This is a genomic window from Variovorax atrisoli 110B (assembly GCF_000382045.1).
Classification (GTDB): domain Bacteria; phylum Pseudomonadota; class Gammaproteobacteria; order Burkholderiales; family Burkholderiaceae_C; genus Variovorax; species Variovorax atrisoli.
In genome coordinates this window covers 15,367-34,071 of sequence record NZ_KB907471.1, presented here as the reverse complement: position 1 = coordinate 34,071, position 18,705 = coordinate 15,367, and the positions used below count along the sequence as shown (strand labels likewise).

17 protein-coding genes and 1 other RNA gene are annotated in these 18,705 nt (G+C 69.4%); 10 read left to right on the top strand and 8 right to left on the bottom strand.

The genetic code is table 11. From position 1 onward, the window contains the following. Position 1 precedes the first annotated feature (1 nt). The gene (locus tag G369_RS0133120) at positions 2-1,672 is read right to left on the bottom strand and encodes an NAD(P)/FAD-dependent oxidoreductase (protein WP_019658371.1); all 1,671 of its coding nucleotides are present in this window, start codon (positions 1,670-1,672) and stop codon (positions 2-4) included. A 152-nt stretch (positions 1,673-1,824) separates the two neighbouring features. Beyond that, complete coding sequence (gene cysK / locus G369_RS0133115; RefSeq protein ID WP_019658370.1) at positions 1,825-2,745, bottom strand: cysteine synthase A; 921 nt, start codon at positions 2,743-2,745, stop codon at positions 1,825-1,827. A 116-nt stretch (positions 2,746-2,861) separates the two neighbouring features. On the opposite strand from cysK, the gene rnpB reads away from it, so the two are divergent. From rnpB to G369_RS0133085, 7 genes are all read left to right on the top strand, one after another. Beyond that, positions 2,862-3,190: RNase P RNA component class A (gene rnpB / locus G369_RS37290), an RNA gene on the top strand. 178 nt (positions 3,191-3,368) lie between these two features. Next, positions 3,369-3,830 (top strand): MarR family winged helix-turn-helix transcriptional regulator, encoded by a 462-nt coding sequence (locus G369_RS0133110; RefSeq protein WP_020723432.1) that lies wholly within the window; start codon positions 3,369-3,371, stop codon positions 3,828-3,830. A gap of 4 nt (positions 3,831-3,834) precedes the next feature. Beyond that, positions 3,835-5,970, top strand: coding sequence for an FUSC family protein (locus tag G369_RS0133105; RefSeq protein WP_019658368.1), 2,136 nt, complete (start codon positions 3,835-3,837; stop codon positions 5,968-5,970). Beyond that, complete coding sequence (locus G369_RS0133100; RefSeq protein WP_019658367.1) at positions 5,967-6,173, top strand: DUF1656 domain-containing protein; 207 nt, start codon at positions 5,967-5,969, stop codon at positions 6,171-6,173. The genes G369_RS0133105 and G369_RS0133100 overlap by 4 nt, the downstream gene beginning before the upstream one ends. A gap of 16 nt (positions 6,174-6,189) precedes the next feature. Continuing rightward, on the top strand, positions 6,190-7,131 hold the full coding sequence (locus G369_RS0133095) for an efflux RND transporter periplasmic adaptor subunit (RefSeq protein ID WP_019658366.1): 942 nt from the start codon (positions 6,190-6,192) through the stop codon (positions 7,129-7,131). After that, positions 7,128-8,603, top strand: a complete 1,476-nt coding sequence (locus tag G369_RS0133090; RefSeq protein WP_019658365.1) for an efflux transporter outer membrane subunit — start codon at positions 7,128-7,130, stop codon at positions 8,601-8,603. Before G369_RS0133095 ends, G369_RS0133090 begins: the two co-directional genes overlap by 4 nt. Then, on the top strand, positions 8,600-9,835 hold the full coding sequence (locus tag G369_RS0133085; protein ID WP_019658364.1) for a multidrug effflux MFS transporter: 1,236 nt from the start codon (positions 8,600-8,602) through the stop codon (positions 9,833-9,835). The genes G369_RS0133090 and G369_RS0133085 overlap by 4 nt, the downstream gene beginning before the upstream one ends. On the opposite strand, the gene G369_RS0133080 is transcribed toward G369_RS0133085, so the two are convergent. The 3 genes from G369_RS0133080 to G369_RS0133070 all read right to left on the bottom strand — a co-directional run bounded on the left by G369_RS0133080 (position 9,825) and on the right by G369_RS0133070 (position 12,916). Further along, complete coding sequence (locus G369_RS0133080; RefSeq protein ID WP_019658363.1) at positions 9,825-10,367, bottom strand: hypothetical protein; 543 nt, start codon at positions 10,365-10,367, stop codon at positions 9,825-9,827. The two genes, G369_RS0133085 and G369_RS0133080, sit on opposite strands and share 11 nt — an antisense overlap. 153 nt (positions 10,368-10,520) lie before the next feature. Next, positions 10,521-11,240 (bottom strand): RNA pseudouridine synthase, encoded by a 720-nt coding sequence (locus G369_RS0133075; RefSeq protein WP_019658362.1) that lies wholly within the window; start codon positions 11,238-11,240, stop codon positions 10,521-10,523. Positions 11,241-11,245: 5 nt separating this feature from the next. Beyond that, entirely contained in the window at positions 11,246-12,916 is a 1,671-nt protein-coding gene (locus tag G369_RS0133070) for an MBL fold metallo-hydrolase (protein WP_019658361.1), read from the bottom strand. Positions 12,917-13,054: 138 nt separating this feature from the next. On the opposite strand from G369_RS0133070, the gene G369_RS0133065 reads away from it, so the two are divergent. After that, positions 13,055-14,083 carry a Bug family tripartite tricarboxylate transporter substrate binding protein gene (locus G369_RS0133065; RefSeq protein WP_019658360.1) on the top strand — a complete coding sequence of 343 codons (1,029 nt, stop codon included), beginning with the start codon at positions 13,055-13,057 and terminating at the stop codon, positions 14,081-14,083. A gap of 97 nt (positions 14,084-14,180) precedes the next feature. Here G369_RS0133065 and G369_RS0133060 read toward each other — a convergent pair whose 3' ends face one another. The 3 genes from G369_RS0133060 to G369_RS0133050 all read right to left on the bottom strand — a co-directional run bounded on the left by G369_RS0133060 (position 14,181) and on the right by G369_RS0133050 (position 16,854). Further along, positions 14,181-15,011 carry a TorF family putative porin gene (locus G369_RS0133060; RefSeq protein WP_019658359.1) on the bottom strand — a complete coding sequence of 277 codons (831 nt, stop codon included), beginning with the start codon at positions 15,009-15,011 and terminating at the stop codon, positions 14,181-14,183. 73 nt (positions 15,012-15,084) lie between these two features. After that, positions 15,085-16,011 (bottom strand): DMT family transporter, encoded by a 927-nt coding sequence (locus G369_RS0133055; protein ID WP_019658358.1) that lies wholly within the window; start codon positions 16,009-16,011, stop codon positions 15,085-15,087. A 63-nt stretch (positions 16,012-16,074) separates the two neighbouring features. Continuing rightward, positions 16,075-16,854: a GntR family transcriptional regulator gene (locus G369_RS0133050; RefSeq protein WP_019658357.1), complete on the bottom strand. Its 780-nt coding sequence runs from the start codon at positions 16,852-16,854 to the stop codon at positions 16,075-16,077. A gap of 166 nt (positions 16,855-17,020) precedes the next feature. On the opposite strand from G369_RS0133050, the gene G369_RS0133045 reads away from it, so the two are divergent. After that, a complete protein-coding gene (locus tag G369_RS0133045; protein WP_019658356.1) occupies positions 17,021-17,233 on the top strand; it encodes a DUF3311 domain-containing protein in 213 nt (70 codons plus the stop codon). Further along, the gene (locus tag G369_RS0133040) at positions 17,230-18,705 is read left to right on the top strand and encodes a sodium:solute symporter family protein (protein WP_019658355.1); all 1,476 of its coding nucleotides are present in this window, start codon (positions 17,230-17,232) and stop codon (positions 18,703-18,705) included. Before G369_RS0133045 ends, G369_RS0133040 begins: the two co-directional genes overlap by 4 nt.

The following is an 18,705-nucleotide window of genomic DNA, read 5'->3' as shown; positions in this document are numbered from 1 at the left end:
ATCAGACGCTCGCGGTGCGTTCGCGCTCCGTCTCGGTCACCAGGCTGCGTGCCACGGCCTCGGCCACCTTGATGCCGTCCACGCCGGCCGACAGGATGCCGCCGGCATAGCTCGCGCCTTCGCCCGCGGGGTACAGGCCGCGCACGTTGAGGCTCTGGAAGTCGTCGCCGCGCGTGATCTTGATGGGCGACGAAGTGCGCGTCTCGACGCCGGTGAGCACCGCGTCGTGGGTGTCGAAGCCCTTGATCTTGCGGCCGAAGGCGGGGAACGCCTCTCGCATCGCCTCGATGGCGTAGGCGGGCAGGGCCTTGTGCAGGTCGGTGGGCGTCACGCCCGGCTTGTACGAGGGGGTCACGCTGCCGAGCGCGGTGGAAGGCTTGCCGGCGATGAAGTCGCCCACCAGCTGGCCGGGGGCGCGGTAGTCGCCGCCGCCGAGCACGAAGGCGTTGCTTTCCAGTTCGCGCTGCAGCGCGATGCCGGCGAGCGCGTCGCCGGGGGAATTGGATTCCCATCCCGGGAAATCGCGCGGGTCGATGCCCACCACGATGCCCGCATTGGCGTTGCGCTCGTTGCGCGAGTACTGGCTCATGCCGTTGGTGACCACGCGGCCCGGCTCGCTGGTGGCCGCGACCACGGTGCCGCCCGGGCACATGCAGAAGCTGTAGACCGAGCGGCCGTTGCTCGCGTGGTGCACCAGCTTGTAGTCGGCCGCACCCAGCAGTGGATGGCCCGCATGCCGGCCCCAGCGTGCGCGGTCGATGAGGCCCTGCGGATGCTCCACGCGGAAGCCGATGGAAAAGGGCTTGGCCTCGATGTGCACGCCGCGCGCATGCAGCATCGCGAAGGTGTCGCGCGAGCTGTGGCCCAGCGCCATCACCACGTGGTCGGCGCGCAGCTCGCTGCTCTGGCCGGTGGACTGGTCGAGCACGGTGAGCCCTCGAAGGTGGCCGTCCTCGATGTGCACGTCGGTCACGCGCTGCTCGAAGCGGATCTCGCCGCCCAGCGCCACGATCTGCTCGCGGATGTTCTCCACCACCTTCACCAGCTTGAAGGTGCCGATGTGCGGATGCGCGACGTAGAGGATCTCGGGCGGTGCGCCGGCCTTCACGAACTCTTCCATCACCTTGCGGCCGAGGAAGCGCGGGTCCTTGATCTGGCTGTAGAGCTTGCCGTCGGAGAAGGTGCCGGCGCCGCCTTCGCCGAACTGCACGTTCGACTCGGGGTTGAGCTCGCTCCTGCGCCACAGGCCCCAGGTGTCGCGGGTGCGCTGGCGCACGGTCTTGCCGCGTTCGAGCACGATGGGCCGAAAGCCCATCTTCGCGAGCATCAGCGCCGCGAAGATGCCGCAGGGGCCGAAGCCGATCACCACGGGCCGCGTCTGCAGGCTTTCAGGTGCGCTGGCCGGCGGCACATAGCGCATGTCAGGCGCGCTCTGGATGTGCGGATGGCCCGCGTGCTTCGCGAGCAGGGCGGCTTCGAGCTTCGCGTCCGCGAGCTGCACGTCGCAGATGTAGACGGTGAGCAGGTCGACCTTGCGGGCGTCGAAGCTGCGCTTGTAGACGTTGTGGGAGACGATCGCTTCGACGGGGACGCCGAGCGTCCTGGCGATCAGTGCGGCCAGCGCCTCTGGCGCGTGGTCGAGCGGGAGTTTGAGTTCGGAGATTCTCAGCATGGCGTGGGGCTTGTGACTATCAAGCAGGCGGCCATTTTAGCTTTGCTGTTCGTGGAACACCGCGGAACCGGCTTTGCCGGGCCGCAGGTGTTGCCCCCGGAAGGGGGTTGGCGCAGCGACCCGAAGTGCGCGCAGCCTGGGGGTGAACCAGTTCAGGCCGGCAGGAAGCCTTCTACGGACAGATAGCGCTCGCCGGTGTCGTAGTTGAAGCCCAGCACCACCGCGTCGGGCGCGAGCGACGGCAGCTTCTGCGCGATGGCCGCGAGCGTGGCGCCCGAGGAGATGCCGACCAGGATGCCTTCCTCGCGAGCGCAGCGGCGGGCCATTTCGCGGGCGGGTTCCGCGTCCACCTGCAGCACGCCGTCGAGCAGCGAGGTGTCGAGGTTCTTCGGGATGAAGCCCGCGCCGATGCCCTGGATCGGGTGCGGCGAAGGCTGGCCGCCCGAGATGACCGGCGAGGCCACCGGCTCCACCGCGAACACCTGCAGCTTCGGCCACTTCTTCTTCAGCACCTTCGCCACGCCCGTGATGTGGCCGCCGGTGCCCACGCCGGTGATCAGCACGTCGATGCCGTCGGGGAAGTCGGCGGCGATCTCCTCGGCCGTGGTGCGCACGTGCACGTCGATGTTGGCGGGGTTGTTGAACTGCTGCGGCATCCATGCGCCGGGCGTGCCGGCCACGATTTCCTCGGCGCGGGCGATGGAGCCCTTCATGCCGTTGGCGCGCGGCGTGAGGTCGAAGGTGGCGCCGTAGGCCAGCATCAGGCGGCGGCGCTCCACAGACATGCTGTCGGGCATCACCAGGATCAGCTTGTAGCCCTTGACGGCCGCCACCATCGCCAGGCCGATGCCGGTGTTGCCCGAAGTGGGCTCGACGATGGTGCCGCCGGGCTTGAGCGCGCCGCTCTTCTCGGCGTCTTCTACCATCGCTAGCGCGATGCGGTCCTTGATCGAGCCGCCGGGGTTGGCGCGCTCGGACTTGATCCACACCTGCTGCTTCGCATTGCCGAACAGGCGGTTGATGCGGATGTGCGGCGTATTGCCGATGGTCTGGAGGATGTTCTGGGCCTTCATGGATGCAATCTCCTTGGGTCGATGCGTTTGTCGGACGGACGGAATGCATTGTGAGACCTGCCTGCGATGCGCGGCCGGCGATGCCCTCCTGCGCGCCGGGCGATAATCCACCCCGTGAAGCACGCCAGACCGCCGCTGGTGCAAGTGCCGAAAGGCCGCACTGGAGGAACGTCCGGACTGCACAGGACAGCGCAGGAGTTAACGACTCTCCACCGTGAGGTGAGGATCAGAGCAACAGAGACGAGCCGATTCAGTTCGGGTGAAACGGGCAATCTCTGCGCGCAGCAACACCAAGTAGGCCAGTATCGAGGTGGTTCCGCTGAGCTGGCGGGTAGGTGGCATCGAGCCGTCTGGTGACAGGCGGCCCAGAGTAATGGCGGTCACGCCGCGGGTTCCGCAAGGGGCCTGCGGTGCACAGAATCCGGCTTATCGGCGGGCTTCACATTTTTCTTCTTTTCTCCCCTTTGCGTTTTTCCGCGCCCTTCGGCCCTGACCGAAGGCGGGCGCGAGCCTTGCCGCGTGCAGGCATTGGTAGTTACCCGTATAATCGATAGCATGCTAATTAATAGGTGGCTACCTTGACCACCCCCTCCACCCCCCGACCGACGCGCGAACAGGCGCTGATGCGCATCGGCACCTCGCTGGCGGTGCTGCAGCGCGGCTATCGCGCCGTGGCGGACAAGGCGGTGGCGCATGTGGGCGTGTCGCAGACGCTGGCCTATCCGATCGTGATGCTCGGACGCATGAACGGCGACGTGCGCCAGGGCGTGCTGGCCGAGGCGCTGGGGATCGAGGGGCCGTCGCTGGTCCGCTCGGTCGACCAGCTGGTGGAAGCCGGCCTGGTCGAGCGCCGCGAAGACCCGGCCGACCGGCGCGCCAAGACCCTGCACCTCACCGAGGCCGGCAAGGCCGTCTGCGAGCCCATCGAGGCGGCGCTGGCGCTGATGCGGGTGTCGCTGTTCGAGGGCGTGTCCGACGAGGACGTTGCGGCCTGCCTGCGGGTGTTCGCGGTGCTCGAGGAGCGCATGGGCGTTCGCGCCGTGCAGAGCCTGCCGCCGCCGCCGTCGCAGGAAGGGCGCGGGTAGTCCCATGGCCGCATTCAGCCTGCCGCGCTTCAGCCGCGCGGAGATCCTCTTTTCCAGCAAGAGCTTTGCCGCCGCCATGCTCGCGATGTATCTCGCCAGCCGCGCCGGCCTGCCGCGCCCGTTCTGGGCGCTGATGACCACCTACGTCGTCGCCCATCCGCTGGCCGGCGCGGTGCGCTCCAAGGCGGTCTACCGTTTCCTCGGCACGCTCATCGGCAGTACCGCCACCGTGCTGCTGGTGCCGGCGCTGTCCAACGCGCCCGAGCTGCTCACGCTGGTGCTCGCGCTGTGGGTGGGGCTGTGCCTGTGCATCTCGCTCTTCGACCGTACGCCGCGCTCCTACGTCTTCATGCTCGCGGGCTACACGGCGGCGCTGATCGGCTTCCCATCGGTGCAGACGCCGCTCGCGCTGTTCGACACCGCCGTGGCGCGCGTCGAAGAGATCGGCCTGGGCATCTTCTGCGCCACGCTCGTCCACAGCCTCGTGCTGCCCGCGGGGCTGGCGCCGACCGTGCTGGGCCTGCTCGACCGCACGCTGCAGGACGCGCGCAAGTGGCTGGGCGATCTCTTCCAGCCCGCCGGCCGCGGCAGCGCCGAGCCCTGGCGCCTCGACGACGACCGCCGCCGCCTCGCCGGCGACATCACGCAGCTGCGCCTGCTCTCCACCCACGTTCCCTTCGACACCACGCACCTGCGCTGGACGGCCGGCGCCATCCGTGCGATGCAGGACCGCGTCGCCGCGCTCACGCCGGCGCTCTCGGCCGTCGAAGACCGCCTGCTGGCGCTGGAGCAGGCCGAAGGCGCCATCGCGCCCGACGTGGCCGCCGTGCTTGCCAAGGCCGCGCAGTGGCTGCGCGAGGAGGCCGATGCCTCCGGCGACGCGACGGCCCGCGCCGTGCGCCTGCAGGAGCTGCGCCGTGCCATCGAGGTTCTGGGCGCCACGCCGCCCGAGGCACAGCCGCAGACCCGCTGGAGCCGCGCCCTTCGCATCGGCCTCGCAGGCCGCCTCGAAGAGCTAGTCGACGGCTGGACCGCCTGCGCCCAGCTGCGCCAGGACATCGACGAAGGCCTGAAGGGCGCCGCGCCGCTGCGCCGCACGGCCGCGCTCGGCAGCCGCGTGCTGCACCGCGACTACGGCATGGCGCTGCTGTCGGCACTGGCCGCCGTCATCGCCATCTGCCTGTGCGGCGCCTTCTGGATCCTCACCGGCTGGCCCATGGGCTCGGCCGCGACCATGATGGCCGCCGTCTTCTGCTGCTTCTTCGCGACGATGGACGACCCCGTGCCGGCGATCCACGGCTTCCTGAAGTGGACGCTGTGGTCGATCCCGATCTCGGCCGTCTACGTGCTGGTGCTCATGCCCACGGTGCAGGACTTCGGCATGCTGGTGCTCATCTGCGCGCCGCTCTTCCTGCTGCTGGGCTTCTACCTGCCGCGCCCCACGCACTTCATGGCCGCGATGGCGCTGATCTTCGGCGTGTGCGGCACGCTGGCGATGCACGACACGGCCAGCTCCGACCTGGTGAGCTTTCTCAACAGCATGATCGGCCAGATCGTCGGCGTGGTCGTCGCGGCGCGCGTCACGCGTCTCGTGCGCTCGGTGGGCGCCGACTGGAGCGCGCGGCGCATCCAGCGCGCCACCTGGCGCGAGCTGGGCGACATGGCCGCGTCTTCGCAGCCGCAGTACGCGCAGAGCGACGCCTATGCGGTGCGCATGCTCGACCGCATCGGCCTGCTCGCGCCGCGCATCGCGCAGGCCGGCGGCACCGTCGAGGGCGTGGCGGCCAACGACGCGCTGCGCGACCTGCGCATGGGCGCCGACATCGCCGTGCTGCAGCGCGTGCGCGGCCAGCTGCCGCTGGCCACTTCGGCCGCGCTGCTGGGTGGCATCTCGGGCTTCTTCCGCCAGCGTGCGGAGGGCCGCATGAACCCGCGCCCTCCAGGGCTACTGCCGCAGATCGATGAAGCGCTCGGCGCCGTGCTCGATGCGCGCGACAGCGCGAACGCAGCGGACAGCGCGTCTTCTTCCGCCTCGCGCTCGGCCGTCACCGCACTGGTGGGCCTGCGCCGAAATCTCTTTCCCGATGCGCCGCCCTCGCTCGCGAGCACGTCCCTCACTTCGCAAGGAGCTTCCGCATGATCGGCGAAGCCAGCTTCTACGGCCTGTACCTGCCCTGGATCATGGTGCTCGCGCTCGCGGCACTGCTCGTGCTGTGGGGCGTGCGCCGCCTGCTCGCGGCCACCGGCGCCTACCGCTGGGTGTGGCATCCAGCCCTCTTCGACATGGCGCTCTACCTGCTGCTGCTCTATGCGCTCAGCCGCGCCAGCGCCTACCTTCAATGACAACAACGAGATTCCAATGAAAGCCGCCCGAACTCCAACCGACAGCAATCCGTGGGCCCAGCGCCTGGGCCGCATCCTCATCACCCTGGCCGTGGTGGCCGCCGCCGTGTGGGCCGGCCTGCGCCTGTGGGACCACTACGAACTCGCGCCGTGGACTCGCGACGGCCGCGTGCGCGCCAACGTCGTGCAGATCGCGCCCGACGTGTCGGGCCTTGTCACGGCGGTGCCCATCCACGACAACCAGCCGGTCGCCGCCGGCACGCTGCTCTTCGAGGTGGACCGTGCGCGCTACGACCTCGCCGTGCGCCAGGCGCAGGCCGCGCTCGCCGCGCAGCGTGCCGTGAGCGCGCAGGCCCAGCGCGAGAACGCGCGCAATGCCGGCCTCGACGAGCTGGTGTCGAAGGAGTCGCGCGAACAGACCCGCTCGCGCGTCGAGCAGATGCAGGCCGCGGTCGCCCAGGCCGAAGTGGCGCTCGACTCGGCACGCCTCAACCTTCAGCGCGCCCAGGTGCGCGCGCCGGCCGACGGCCTGGTCACCAACCTCGACCTGCGCCAGGGCAGCTATGCCGCGGCGGGCCGGCCGGTGCTCGCGCTGGTCGATGCGCAGTCGTTCTACGTCGAAGGCTATTTCGAAGAGACGAAGCTGCCGCGCATCCACCTCGGCGACCGCGTGCGCGTCACGCCCATGGGCGGCGGCGCCGTGCTCGAAGGCTCGGTAGAGAGCGTGGCCGCCGGCATCGCCGACCACGACCGCTCCACCAGCGCCAACCTGCTGCCCAGCGTGAACCCGACCTTCAACTGGGTGCGGCTCGCGCAGCGCATTCCGGTGCGCGTCAAGCTCGATCCGCTGCCGCAGGGCGCGCGCCTCGTCGCGGGCCAGACGGTCACGGTGCAGGTGCTGGAGAACAAGCCCGTGCAGAAGACGGCGGCAACGGCTTCCACGCCACAGAAGGGATGAACGACATGACCAGCTTCGCTTTCCGCATCGCATCGCTGGCCGCCGCCGCCGCGCTCGCGGCCTGCGCGGCGGTCGGCCCCGACTACAAGCAGCCGCCCGAGGCGCTGGCCAGCCAGCCCGCGGCGGGCAAGCCCTTCGCCGAGGCGCCCGCGAATGCCGCGCCGCTGCCCGCGCACTGGTGGCGCCTGTACCACGACCCGCTGCTCGACAAGCTGGTCGAGCAGGCCCTCGCGCACAACACCGACCTGCGCCAGGCCGTCGCGAACCTCGAGCGCGAGCGCGCCATCGAGGACGAGACCGCCGGCGCCAAGTACCCCACCATCGGCGTGAACGGCGGCCCCTCGTTCGGCCACGTCTCGGGCCTGTCGCTGCTGCAGAAGGGCTACGAGCCGCCGAGCACCTTCAACTACAGCGCGGGCGCGTCGCTCTCCTACCAGGTCGACCTGTTCGGCCAGATCCGCCGCGCCATCGAGGCCTCGCAGGCCAGCACGCAGGCCGCCGAAGCCGCGCTCGACCTGGTGCGCGTGAACGTGGCGGCAGGCACTGCGCGCGCGTATGCCGAAGCCTGCTCCACCGGCCTGCGGCTGCAGATCGCGCAGAAGTCCGTCGCGCTGCAGCAGGACGCCGTCAACGTCACCGACCGCCTGCAGCACGCGGGCCGCGCCGGCGCCATCGACGCGAACCGCGCACGCGCGCAGCTGCAGCAGCTCAACGCCGCGCTGCCGCCGCTGAAGGCCGAGCGCCAGGGCGCGCTGTATCGCCTCGCCACGCTCACCGGCGCGCTGCCGCAGGACTTCCCGCGCGAGGTGGCCGACTGCACCGTGCCGCCGCGCGTGGCCGGCGTGCTGCCCGTTGGCGACGGCGCCGCGCTGCTGCGCCGCCGGCCCGACATCCGCCAGGCCGAACGCAGCCTGGCCGCATCGACCGCACGCATCGGCGTGGCGACTGCGGAGCTCTATCCGAAGGTCACGCTGGGCCTCTCGGGCTCTTCCGCAGGCCATGCCGACGATTTCGGCCGCAAGGACACCTTCGCCTGGAGCCTCGGTCCGCTGATCTCCTGGACCATTCCGAACACCGGCGTGGCGCAGTCGCGCATCGCGCAGGCCGAGGCCGGCACGCGCGCCGCACTCGCGAAGTTCGACGGTACCGTGCTCACCGCGCTGCGCGAAACCGAGACCGCGCTCGCCACCTACGCACGCGAGCTCGACCGCCGCGCTGCGCTGCAGGCCTCTCGCGACGAGAGCGCCAAAGTCGCCGCGCAGGCGCGCCAGCTCTACCAGAACGGCCGCACCGGCTACCTCGACGCGCTCGACGCCGAACGCTCGCTGGCCGCCAGCGAAGCCGCGCTTGCCGCCAGCGAGGCGCAGCTGGCCGACGACCAGGTGGTGCTGTTCATGGCGCTGGGCGGTGGGTGGGAACCCGACGACGCCCATCTCGCGCAGGGCGCTGCGCCGGCCAACCCCGGGCAATGACGCCGACCGCCGCATCCGCGCAGCCGCAGCAGCGTCGTCCGCACGCGCCGCTGTGGCTGCTCGCGCTGGTCACCTTCAGCGGCACGCTGGCCATGCACATCTTCGTGCCCGCGCTGCCCATCGCGGCGAAAGGCCTGGGCGCCGGCATCGGGCAGATGCAGATGACGGTGAGCCTCTACATCCTCGGCCTCGCGCTGGGCCAACTGGTGTACGGCCCTCTGGCCGACCGCTTCGGGCGGCGGCCGGTGCTGCTGGGCGGGCTTGGCATCTACTGCGTGGCGGGCCTTGCCGCGGCGCTCGCGCCCGAGGTGCATTCGCTCATCGCGGCGCGGCTGTTCCAGGCGGTGGGGGGCTGCGCCGGCCTCGTGCTGGGGCGCAGCATCGTGCGGGACACGGCCGAGCCGCAGGAGGCCACGCGCCGCCTCGCGCTGATGAACCTGATGGTCACCGTCGGCCCCAGCCTTGCGCCGCTGGTCGGCGGGGCGCTCGCCACCGCGCTGGGCTGGCGCTCGATCTTCTATGCGCTCTTCGGCCTTGGCGTGGTCGGCTTCCTCTTCACCTGGCGCCTGTTGCCCGAGACCGGCGCGCCCGGCGCCGCCGTGAACGCGCGCGAGCTCGGACGCAACTACCGCAAGCTGCTGGCATCGCCAGCCTTCCTGGGCTTCTCGATCGGCGGCGGCTGCGCCACCACCTCGATGTACGCCTTCATCGCCTCGGCGCCTTTCATCTTCGTCGACCAGCTGCACCGGCCGGCGCACGAGGCGGGCATCTACCTCGCGATCCTGGTGTCGGGCGTGTGGCTCGGCAGCTTCCTCACCAGCCACCTGATCTCGCGCGTGCGCGTCGACCGCCTCATGACCCGCTCCAACGCGCTGAGCGTGGTGGCGGCCTTCGTGCTGCTCGGCGCGGCGCTCACCGAGCATCTCTCGGTGCCGCTGATCGTCGCGTGCATGTTCCTCTTCACCGTCGGCGTGGGCATGGCCTCGCCGCCCGCGCTCACGCAGGCGATCAGCGTCAACCCGCAGGTCATCGGCTCGGCCTCGGGCCTCTACGGCTTCACGCAGATGGCGGTGGGCGCGCTGTGCACCGCGCTCGCGGGCATGGGGCACGCGAACCCGGCGCTGGCATCGGCCATCGTGCTCGCGGGCGCGGGCATCGTGGCGCAGCTGTCGTTCGCGGTCGCGCTGCGCACGCAGAAGCGGGTAGCCGCCGCAGCAAAGCTCAGCGCGTGAACAGCCACCCGCCCTTGGGCTGGCGCATCAGCTCGTGGCGCTTGACGGCGCGCTCCTCGCCGTCGTCGCCCACGTAGACCACCTCGAAGCGCAGCAGCTTCGGCGAGACCATCTTCCAGTTCTGGATGCGCTTCACGGTCACGCACGCGGTCTTGTCGTGGTACTGCATCTCCGACATCGGCCCGCCCTGGAAGCCGCTGCCGTCGAACAGGCGCCCGGGCGCGGCGAAGGGGTTGAGCACCGCGCCATTGCGCGCGGTGATGCAGCCCTCGGTGCGCACGAAAGACTCGATGGTCGGCGAGGCGCTGCGCACCACCTTGCCCACCGCGGGGCTGGGCGGCTTGCTCGCAATGGCCTCGCGGATGCGCTCGACCTGCTCGTCGGTGATGGGCGCGAGGCCGTCCTTCGAGACGATCGCCGGCGGTGGAGCGGGCGGCGCCGGAGGCGGCGGTGGCGTGATGATCGAGCAGCCCGTGGCCAGCGCCAGCGGCACGGTGCAGGCCAGGGCAGTGCCCGGTGTTGCGAACTTCATGACTCAGTCTCTCCCTGAGGCTTGCGGCCCCTGGAGGCCGCGGTCTGGAAATTGCGGGCCGCGAACATGCGGTGCATCGTCGTTGTCGTCCTCTGTCTTCTCTCTCTCGACGGTTCTCTTCTTGTCTTCTCTTCTGTGTTCTTGCTGTTGTCGTCAGAAGCGTTCGTGGGGTGCAAGGTAGCGCCACTGCCCGGGCTGCAGCCCCGCCAGCTGCACGCGGCCGATGCGGATGCGCCGCATCGCCAGGATCCGCAGGTCCGCGCCGTCGCAGATGTGCGCGATCTGCCCGGGCCGCTCGCCCTTGAGCGCGAAGCGCAGTCCTGTCTGTTCGGCGGTCTGCCGTCCGATGCTCACGCGCGCGGGCGAGCGTTCGAGCCGCGCGAGCGCCTCGGGGCTCACTGCGCCGGCCACGTCGACCATCACCTCGTGCTCGAGGAAGGCGGCGTCTTCGTGCAGCTTGCGCTCCACGCGCCATTCCTGCGTGTACGCCACCAGCCCGCTCGCGCCGGCTTCGAGCGGCGTCATGCACCGCTGCCCCCTCGCATGCGCCGGCAGGAAACGCCGCCCGGCGCGCTCGGGTTCGTGGTGGTTGGCGGCAACGAGCAGCTCGTGCGCGGTGTCGATGGGCATGCCCGCAGGCTTGTACAGCAGCAACGTGACGGGCTCCACAGGCTGCGGCTTCACGCCGGCATCGATCTCCACCCGCTGGTGCGGCAGCACGCGCGACTGCGGCAGCGTCTGCTGCACACCGTCGACGCGCACCGCGCCGTTCTCTATCAGCAGTTCCGCATCGCGCCGTGACACGCCTGCCTGCGCGGCCACGCGCTTGGCCAGGCGGATGCCTTCGCTGTCGACGGGCGCCGTGTTGGCCATTGCGCTCATCCGTGCGCGGCCAGCTGGCGGATGCGCGCCACGTGCGCGGCCAGCGAGCGCGCCGCCACCGGCCACATCCGCTCGGGCACGTCGTCGTAGGCCAGCGGCAGCCATTGCTCGGGAGTGCCCTCGGGCAGCTTCTGCATCGCGGCGGCGATCTTGGCCTCGCGCTTCAGGCGGTGCGCCTTCAGCATGCCGATGGCGGTGCGCGCGAAGCCGATCACGTAGCCGTGCGCGGGCAGGATGAACTCGATGCCGCCGGCCTCGCAGGCCTTGTCGAGCGCGTCCAGCGAATCGAGGTACGCGCTCATGTCGCCGTCGGGCGGGTCGATCACCGTGGTGCTGCCGTTGAGGATGTGGTCGCCCGAGAAGAGCAGGCCGTCTTCCTCCAGCACCAGGCACAGGTGGTTGGCCGCATGACCCGGTGTGTGGATCACGCGCAGCGTGTGCGTGACGGCCTCGCCGGCTTCCGTGGTGCCCGAGAGCACCAGGCGCTCGCCGTCTTCCAGCTCGCGCTCCGGCGTGAAGCGCGCGGTGGAGCGTGCCGTCGGCTTCGAGGCCAGCCCGAGGATCGGCGGCTTGCCGCCCTTCGTGCACAGCGCCTGCAGCGGCGCCGCGCCCGGCGAGTGGTCGGCATGCGAGTGGGTGCAGACGATCATGCGGATGTCGCCATGCGTGGCGCGCCACAGCCGGCCGATGTGGTCGAAGTCGTTCGGGCCCGGGTCGATCACGATGTAGCCGGTGGCCGCGTCGCCCACGATGTAGCTGTTGGTGCCGGGGCCGGTCATGATGCTGGCGTTGGGCGCGGTCAGGCGCATCACGTTCCTCAGCAGCGGCACCGGGGTTTCGCTCTGCCAGTCGAGCGCATGCAGCACCTGGCCGTCGGGGCACACCAGCGCGAGTTCGCCATAGGGCGACTCGTGCTCCATGTAGCGCGCGTCCTCCCCCTTGAGCAGGCCGGCGCGCGGGCAGCTGGTCCACAGGGGCACCTCGCTGGCGCAGGCCGCGAGCAGGGCGTCGACGGTGGCGTAGGTGGCCATGCGCTGCAGCGTGCGCACGGTCGGGAAGATCATGAAGAAGCTGCCGGCCTCGTGGCGCGCGAGCGCGTCGGCGGGGCGCACCCAGCAGGGCTCGAACTGCTCGCTCTCGTCGGCCTTGGGCACCTGTCCCTCGGGCATGCGCGCGACGAGGAAGGGCACGTCGAAGCGACGGGGCAGGTCGCGGTCGGTCATCCAGTGCGCGAAGGTGAAGACGCGATCGGTGTCGAGCACCAGGCCGCGCGCGGCGCACTGGTCGGCGAAGGCGGTGCCGGCTGTGGCGTTGCGGTCCATCGAGGCGACCTCGCTGGCGCTCACGGGCTGGCCGTCGGCCTGGCGGTGCGCGAGCAGGATGCCCAGCTCCTCGAAGGCCTCGCGGATGGCCGCGATGGCCTGCGTGCGCTGCACGCGGCTCTGCGTGGGGCGGCGCGTGGCGATGCGCTTGGCGGCCTCGTCGGCTTCGTCGATGTGTCCGCCGGGAAACACGTACGCGCCGGGCGCGAAGCTGGCGGTGGCGGAGCGGCGGGTCATGAGCACTTCGATGCCGGCGGCGCTGTCGCGCAGCAGCAGCACCGTGGCGGCCGGGCGCAGGGGCGCGGGCTCGCGTGGGGCGTGTAGTTGTTGGGTGGAACGGACCATGGGTCGATTATCGGGAGCGGGCGCGATACCTGCATGTCGCGCATAAGCTCATATGGAATCGGGCATCAGCCGCGCGCCACAATGCGCGGCTGCACCGTCTGCATTGAAGACAAAAGACTGAACGACCGAAAAACTGCCATGGCTCATTCTCCATTCACCCGTCTTGCCGGATTCACCCGCCCCGCCCGCCGCACCTTGCTGCTGGCCGCTGCCTCGCTGGCGGCAGGCGCCGCCTTCGCCCAGCACGCCGCGCACGACTGGCCGCAGCAACCTGTCACGCTCATCATGGGCTTCCCGGCCGGCTCGGGCGTGGACGTGGTGGCCCGCGCCATCCAGGAGCCGCTTTCCAGGCAGCTGGGCAAGCCGGTCATCATCGACTACAAGTCGGGCGCCGCGGGCAACATCGCCAGCGACTACGTTGCCCACTCCAAGCCCGACGGCTACACGCTCTCGTTCGGCACTGCCGCCACGCACGGCAGCAACGCGGCGCTCTACAAGAAGCTGCCCTTCGACGTGGAGGCCGACTTCGTGCCGGTGGCACCGGTGCTCGACGTGTCGAACGTGCTCACCATCAATCCCGACGTGATCAACGTCAAGACCTTGAAGGAATTCGTCGAGCTGGTCAAGGCCAACCCCGGCAAGTACAACTATGCGTCTACAGGCAACGGCGCCGGTACGCACATGGCCTTTGCCGAGTTCAATTCGCGCCTGGGCCTGAACATGGTGCACGTGCCCTACAAGGGCGGGCCCGAGGCCATCACCTCGGTGGTGCGCGGCGAGACCTGCTGCATCATGAACCAGGTGCAGACCGTGCTGCCGCACTACAAGGCCGGCAAGGTGCGCCTGCTGGGCGTGACCACCGCGGCCGCCGTGCCCGCGGTGAAGGAGGTGCCCACCATCGCATCGAGCGGCCTGCCCGGCACCAAGGGCTTCGACAGCTCGATCTGGTTCGGCATCTTCGCGCCCAAGGGCACCGACCCGCAGATCGTCGACAAGCTCAACGCCGCGGTGAAGGCGGTGCTCGAGACGCCCGAGATCCGCGAGCGCTTCGAGAGCCAGGGCAACACCGTGCGCATCGAGTCGCCGGCGCAGTTCAAGAAGACGGTGCACGACAACCGCGTGAAGTGGGCCGAGGTCGCGAAGGCGGCGAACATCAGCATCGACTGAACTTTGTTCGGGGCGTGTGCACAGGCCGCCGGGTACTCCCCTCCGCGAATGTCCCCGTCGGCGTGATCGCACCCCCGAAACACGGCAACCACGCGGCTTACAGCGTCTTCGTCAGCGTGAGGATGAACCGCGCCTTGTTAGGCGAGTAGGTCTGCCTGCCCAACGGACCGAAGCCCAGGTCGATGCCCGGGTTGCTCACCGACAGATACGCGCTCTGCTTGTTGGCCCCCTGCACCGAGCCCGCCAGCGAGAGGCCGTTGCCCAAGTCGTAGCTCGCGCCCAAGTTGTAGTCGACATAGCTCTTGTAGCCCAGGCTGCGGATGTCGCTCGACATGTTCGTGTAGCCCACGGCCGCCTTCAGCGTGAGCTTGGGCAGGATCTCCTTGCTGTAGGCCAGGTTCAGGTAGCCGGTGTTGGTGCCCTTGAGGCCCGAGCCCGCCTTGTTGCCGGCGTAGCCGAAGTAATCCTTCGACACCGTGTGCGAGTACTTCAGCGTGAACGAGCCGATGGTCTCGTCGGTGTAGCCGGCGCTGCCGTAGAGCTCCGTGGTGTTGCCCGAGGAGTTGCCCGGATAGATGTACGTGAGCGCGCCCACGTCCATGTCGAAGGGTCCGGCCTTGAACTTGTAGCCGCCGTAGATGTCGCTTTCGATGCTGTTGCCCTTGAGCCAGTTGACGCTCGAATTCCAGTTGCCCAGGTAGAAGCCGCTGTCGCCGAAGGCGTAGTCGAAGCCGCCCTGGATGGCCGGCTTGAAGGCGCTGGTCTTGGCGTAGTCGTTCTTGCCGAGCATGTCCTGGTCCTGGCCGCGGAACTTGTAGTCGGTGGTGAGCGACACATTGCCGCTGAGCTGTGCGCTCGCGAGCGTCGGCAGCGCGCCGAGGGTGGGAAGAACGAGCACCGGCAGTGCGATGCGCAGAAGGTTTTTCATCGAAGAAATCGCTGACGAATGGAGGAGCCGGCAGCGTATGGGCACCCGTCTAAACGCCGCGTAAAAACTGCGCTCAGCGGCGCAAAAGTTTCGTCTCGGGCATCGTCATCGCCACCACACCGGTCACCACGCAGGCCAGGCCGATCCATGCCGTGGGTGCCAGCGCTTCGCCGAGGAACATCACGCCGATCGTCACGCCGATGGGCACGCGCAGGTAGGCCTGGGCGGCGGTGGACATCGGCCCCAGCGTCTTGATGAGGCGGAAGTAGATCGTGAAAGCCAGCGCCGTGGAAAGCACCGCGAGCGCCAGCACTGCCGACATCGACGCGGCAGACGGCGAGAGCGTCCACGGCCGGTCGACGACCAGGCTCGCGGGCACCAGCATCGCGGCGCCGCTCACCAGCGAACCTGCGGCCGGCACCATCGGGTCCAGCCCCTTGAACACGCGGCCGAACATCGCGGCGCAGCCGTAGCAGACGGCGGCCGCCACCAGGGCGAGCTGCGCGATCAGCGAATGCCCGAGCCCGTTCAGTGCCTCGAAGCCCACGATCAGGCAGATGCCCGCAAGGCCCGCGCCCACGCCGAACAGGCGGCGCAGCGTGGGCTTATCCGCACCGCCAAGGCCCAGCCCCAGCAGGAAGATGAAGATCGGCGAGGTCGAGTTGAGGATGGTCGCCAGCCCGGCATCGACGCTGCGCTCCGCCCATGCGATGAGCGTGAAGGGCAGCACGCTGTTGAGGCAGGCCTGCAGCATGAAGCGGCGCCATATCGAGGGTTCGGTCGGCAGCTTCACGCCGCGCATGCGCAGCACCGCGAGCAGCAGCGCGCCGGCGATGAGCGTGCGCGCGGCGATCAGCGTGACGGGCGGAATGGTCGCGACGCCGATCTTGATGAAGGTGTACGAGGCGCCCCAGCAGGTGGCGAGCAGCGCGAGCAGGGCCCATTCGAGGGCGAGGCCGGCGCGGGGCTTGTCGATGGAAGAGGGTGTCGATGCGTGCATGGTGCGCCGATCATTCCCCCACCGGCGCGGCCACACTTCGGCCGCGAGCGAAGCGTGGATGCCTCAGTGATCGTGCGCGTGCGGCTTGCCTTTGCCGCTGCTGCCGCTGCCGCCGTTCAGCAGCGTCGCCAGGTCCACCTCCTGCTCGGCGGCCGCCCCGGCGATCACGCGCTGCTCCAGCTCGTCGAGGTGCTCCAGCGCCACCTCCAATGCCTTGTCGAGCGACTTGCCCGTGGCCAGCGCCTCGATGATCTGCTCGTGCTCGCGCGGCGCGCAGCTCGCGGCCTCGGCGGAGTCGTACAGCGCCTTGTATAGCTCGGTGTTCGATATCAGCCGCCTGATGTACGACAGCAGCTCCTCGCTGTTCGCCATCTGCGCCAGCAGCAGGTGGAAGTCGCCCGCCAGCTTGATCGCGTCCTCGCGCCGGCCTTCCTTGAAGGCCTTCTGCTCCTCCTGCACGTGCTTGCGAAGCGCAGCCACCTGGTCGCGCGAGAGATTGCCGAAGAGCGTGGTCACCAGGCCGGCCTCCACGATGCGACGTGCGCGGTAGATGCCGCGCATGTCCTCGATGGAGGGGTTGGGCACGAAGGCGCCGCGGTTGTGCTCCAGCACCAGCCGCTTTTCCATGCCCAGCCGCGCCAGCACCTTGCGCACCGCGCCGCGCGTGCAGCCCAGCGCTTCGGCCAGCGCCCGTTCGCGCAGCGGCGTGCCGGGGCGCAGCTTGCCGCTGAGCAGGGCCTTGGAGACAGCGGCGTAGACGCGTTCGTCCACGTTCGCGTCGTCGGCTTCCGAGGGTTCGGGGGAGGGGGTTGTCGCTGGGGGCTTGCGGGCGGCGGAGGGCATAGGCAGGCGGATTATTGCCTGCGCACCGCGGCCTCAGGGAAAGCCCCCGGATTGACTCGGCCGCCGGCGCTCCGTACCATCCGCCTCCGTTTGGTTAACCAAATTAAATTGTATGGTTAACCAAAATACCAGAGAATCCCAACCAGAGACAGGAATCGAGGCCCCGATGAAATCCGCCAAATGGCTTGCCGCACTGCCGGTCGCCGCCTTCTTCAGCGGGGGATGGCTGTCCTCCGTCGCGCCCACCTTCGTGCTCGGCATGCCCTTCCTGATGGTGTGGAACGTCAGCTGGCTGGTGCTGACCTCGCTCATCATGGTGGTCATCGACCGCGCCGAGGGCGACATCGACGCGCCTTCCTCGACCGGAGACGCACGATGAACGCCGCGCTCGGAGTCATCGCCCTGTTCGTCGTCGGCGCGCTGGGCCTGGCCGTGCTCGCACGGCGCGGCCGCACCATGAGCCTGGAGCAGTGGGCGCTCGGCGGGCGCGGGCTGGGAACCATCATGGTGTTCCTGCTGATGGCGGGCGAGTCGTTCTCGACCTTCACCTTCCTGGGCGCGAGCGGCTGGTCGTACAGCAAGGGCTCGCCGGCCTTCTACATCCTGGCCTACGGCGGGCTCGCCTACCTCATGGCCTTCTGGATGCTGCCGGCCATCTGGCGCTACGCCACGGCGAACAAGCTGGTGTCGTTCTCGGACTTCTTCGCCCACAAGTACGACAGCCGCGCGCTGGGCGTGCTGGTGTCCATCGTGGCGCTCATGGGCATGGTCGCGCTGCTCACCATCCAGCTGCGCGGGCTCGGCATCATCGTGTCGGAGGCCTCGTACGGTTCCATCGCGCCGCAGGTGGCGATCTGGATCGGCACGCTGGTGATGGTCAGCTACATCCTGTTCTCCGGCATCCACGGCTCGGCCAGCATCGCCATCGTGAAGGACATCCTGATCCTCGCGCTCGCCGTGTTCCTCGGCATCTACCTGCCGTGGCACTACTACGGCGGCGTCGCGCCCATGTTCACCGCCATCCACGCGGCCAACCCCGGCTTCTTCGAGTTCCCGAAGGAGGGCCTGAACCTCACCTGGTACAACTCGACCATCCTGCTGACGGCGCTGGGCTACTACCTCTACCCGTTCAACCTCACCTCGGTGTACGCGGCCAAGAGCGCGAGCGCGGTGCGCCGCAACACCATCCTGATGCCGCTGTACCAGGTGGTCATCGCCTTCCTGTTCCTGGTCGGCTTCGCAGCCATCCTGCAGGTGCCGGGGCTCAAGGGCTCCGACGTCGACCTGGCCCTCTTCGGCCTTGTGAAGCACACCTTCGACCCGTGGTTCGTCGGCGTGATCGGCGGCACGGGCGTGCTCACCGCGCTGGTGCCGGGCTCGATGATCCTGCTCACGGCCTCCACCGTGATCGGCAAGAACGTCTACAAGGAAGGCTTCGCGCCCCACGCCACCGACAGGCAGGTTTCGCGCGTCGCACGCTGGGTGCTCCCGCTCTTCGCGCTGACGGCGGTGTACTTCGTGCTGCGCGGCGGCACCACCATCGTGTCGGTGGCGATCTTCGCCTCCAGTCTGCTCACGCAGCTGCTGCCTTCGCTGCTCTTCAGCCTCATGAAGAAGCCCTTCGGCAACAGGCACGCCGCCTTCGCGGGCATCCTGGCGGGCGGCGCGGTGCTGGCCTTCATGATGACCACCGGCTCGAACCTGGGTACGCTGTTCCCGGCCGCCCCGGTGATGTTCAAGTCGCTCAACACCGGCCTGGTGGCGCTGGCGACGAATGCGCTGGTGTTCGTCCTGGTGGCGCTGCTCACCCCGAACACGACCCGCCGCGCCATCGCCGCCCAGCCTGCCTGA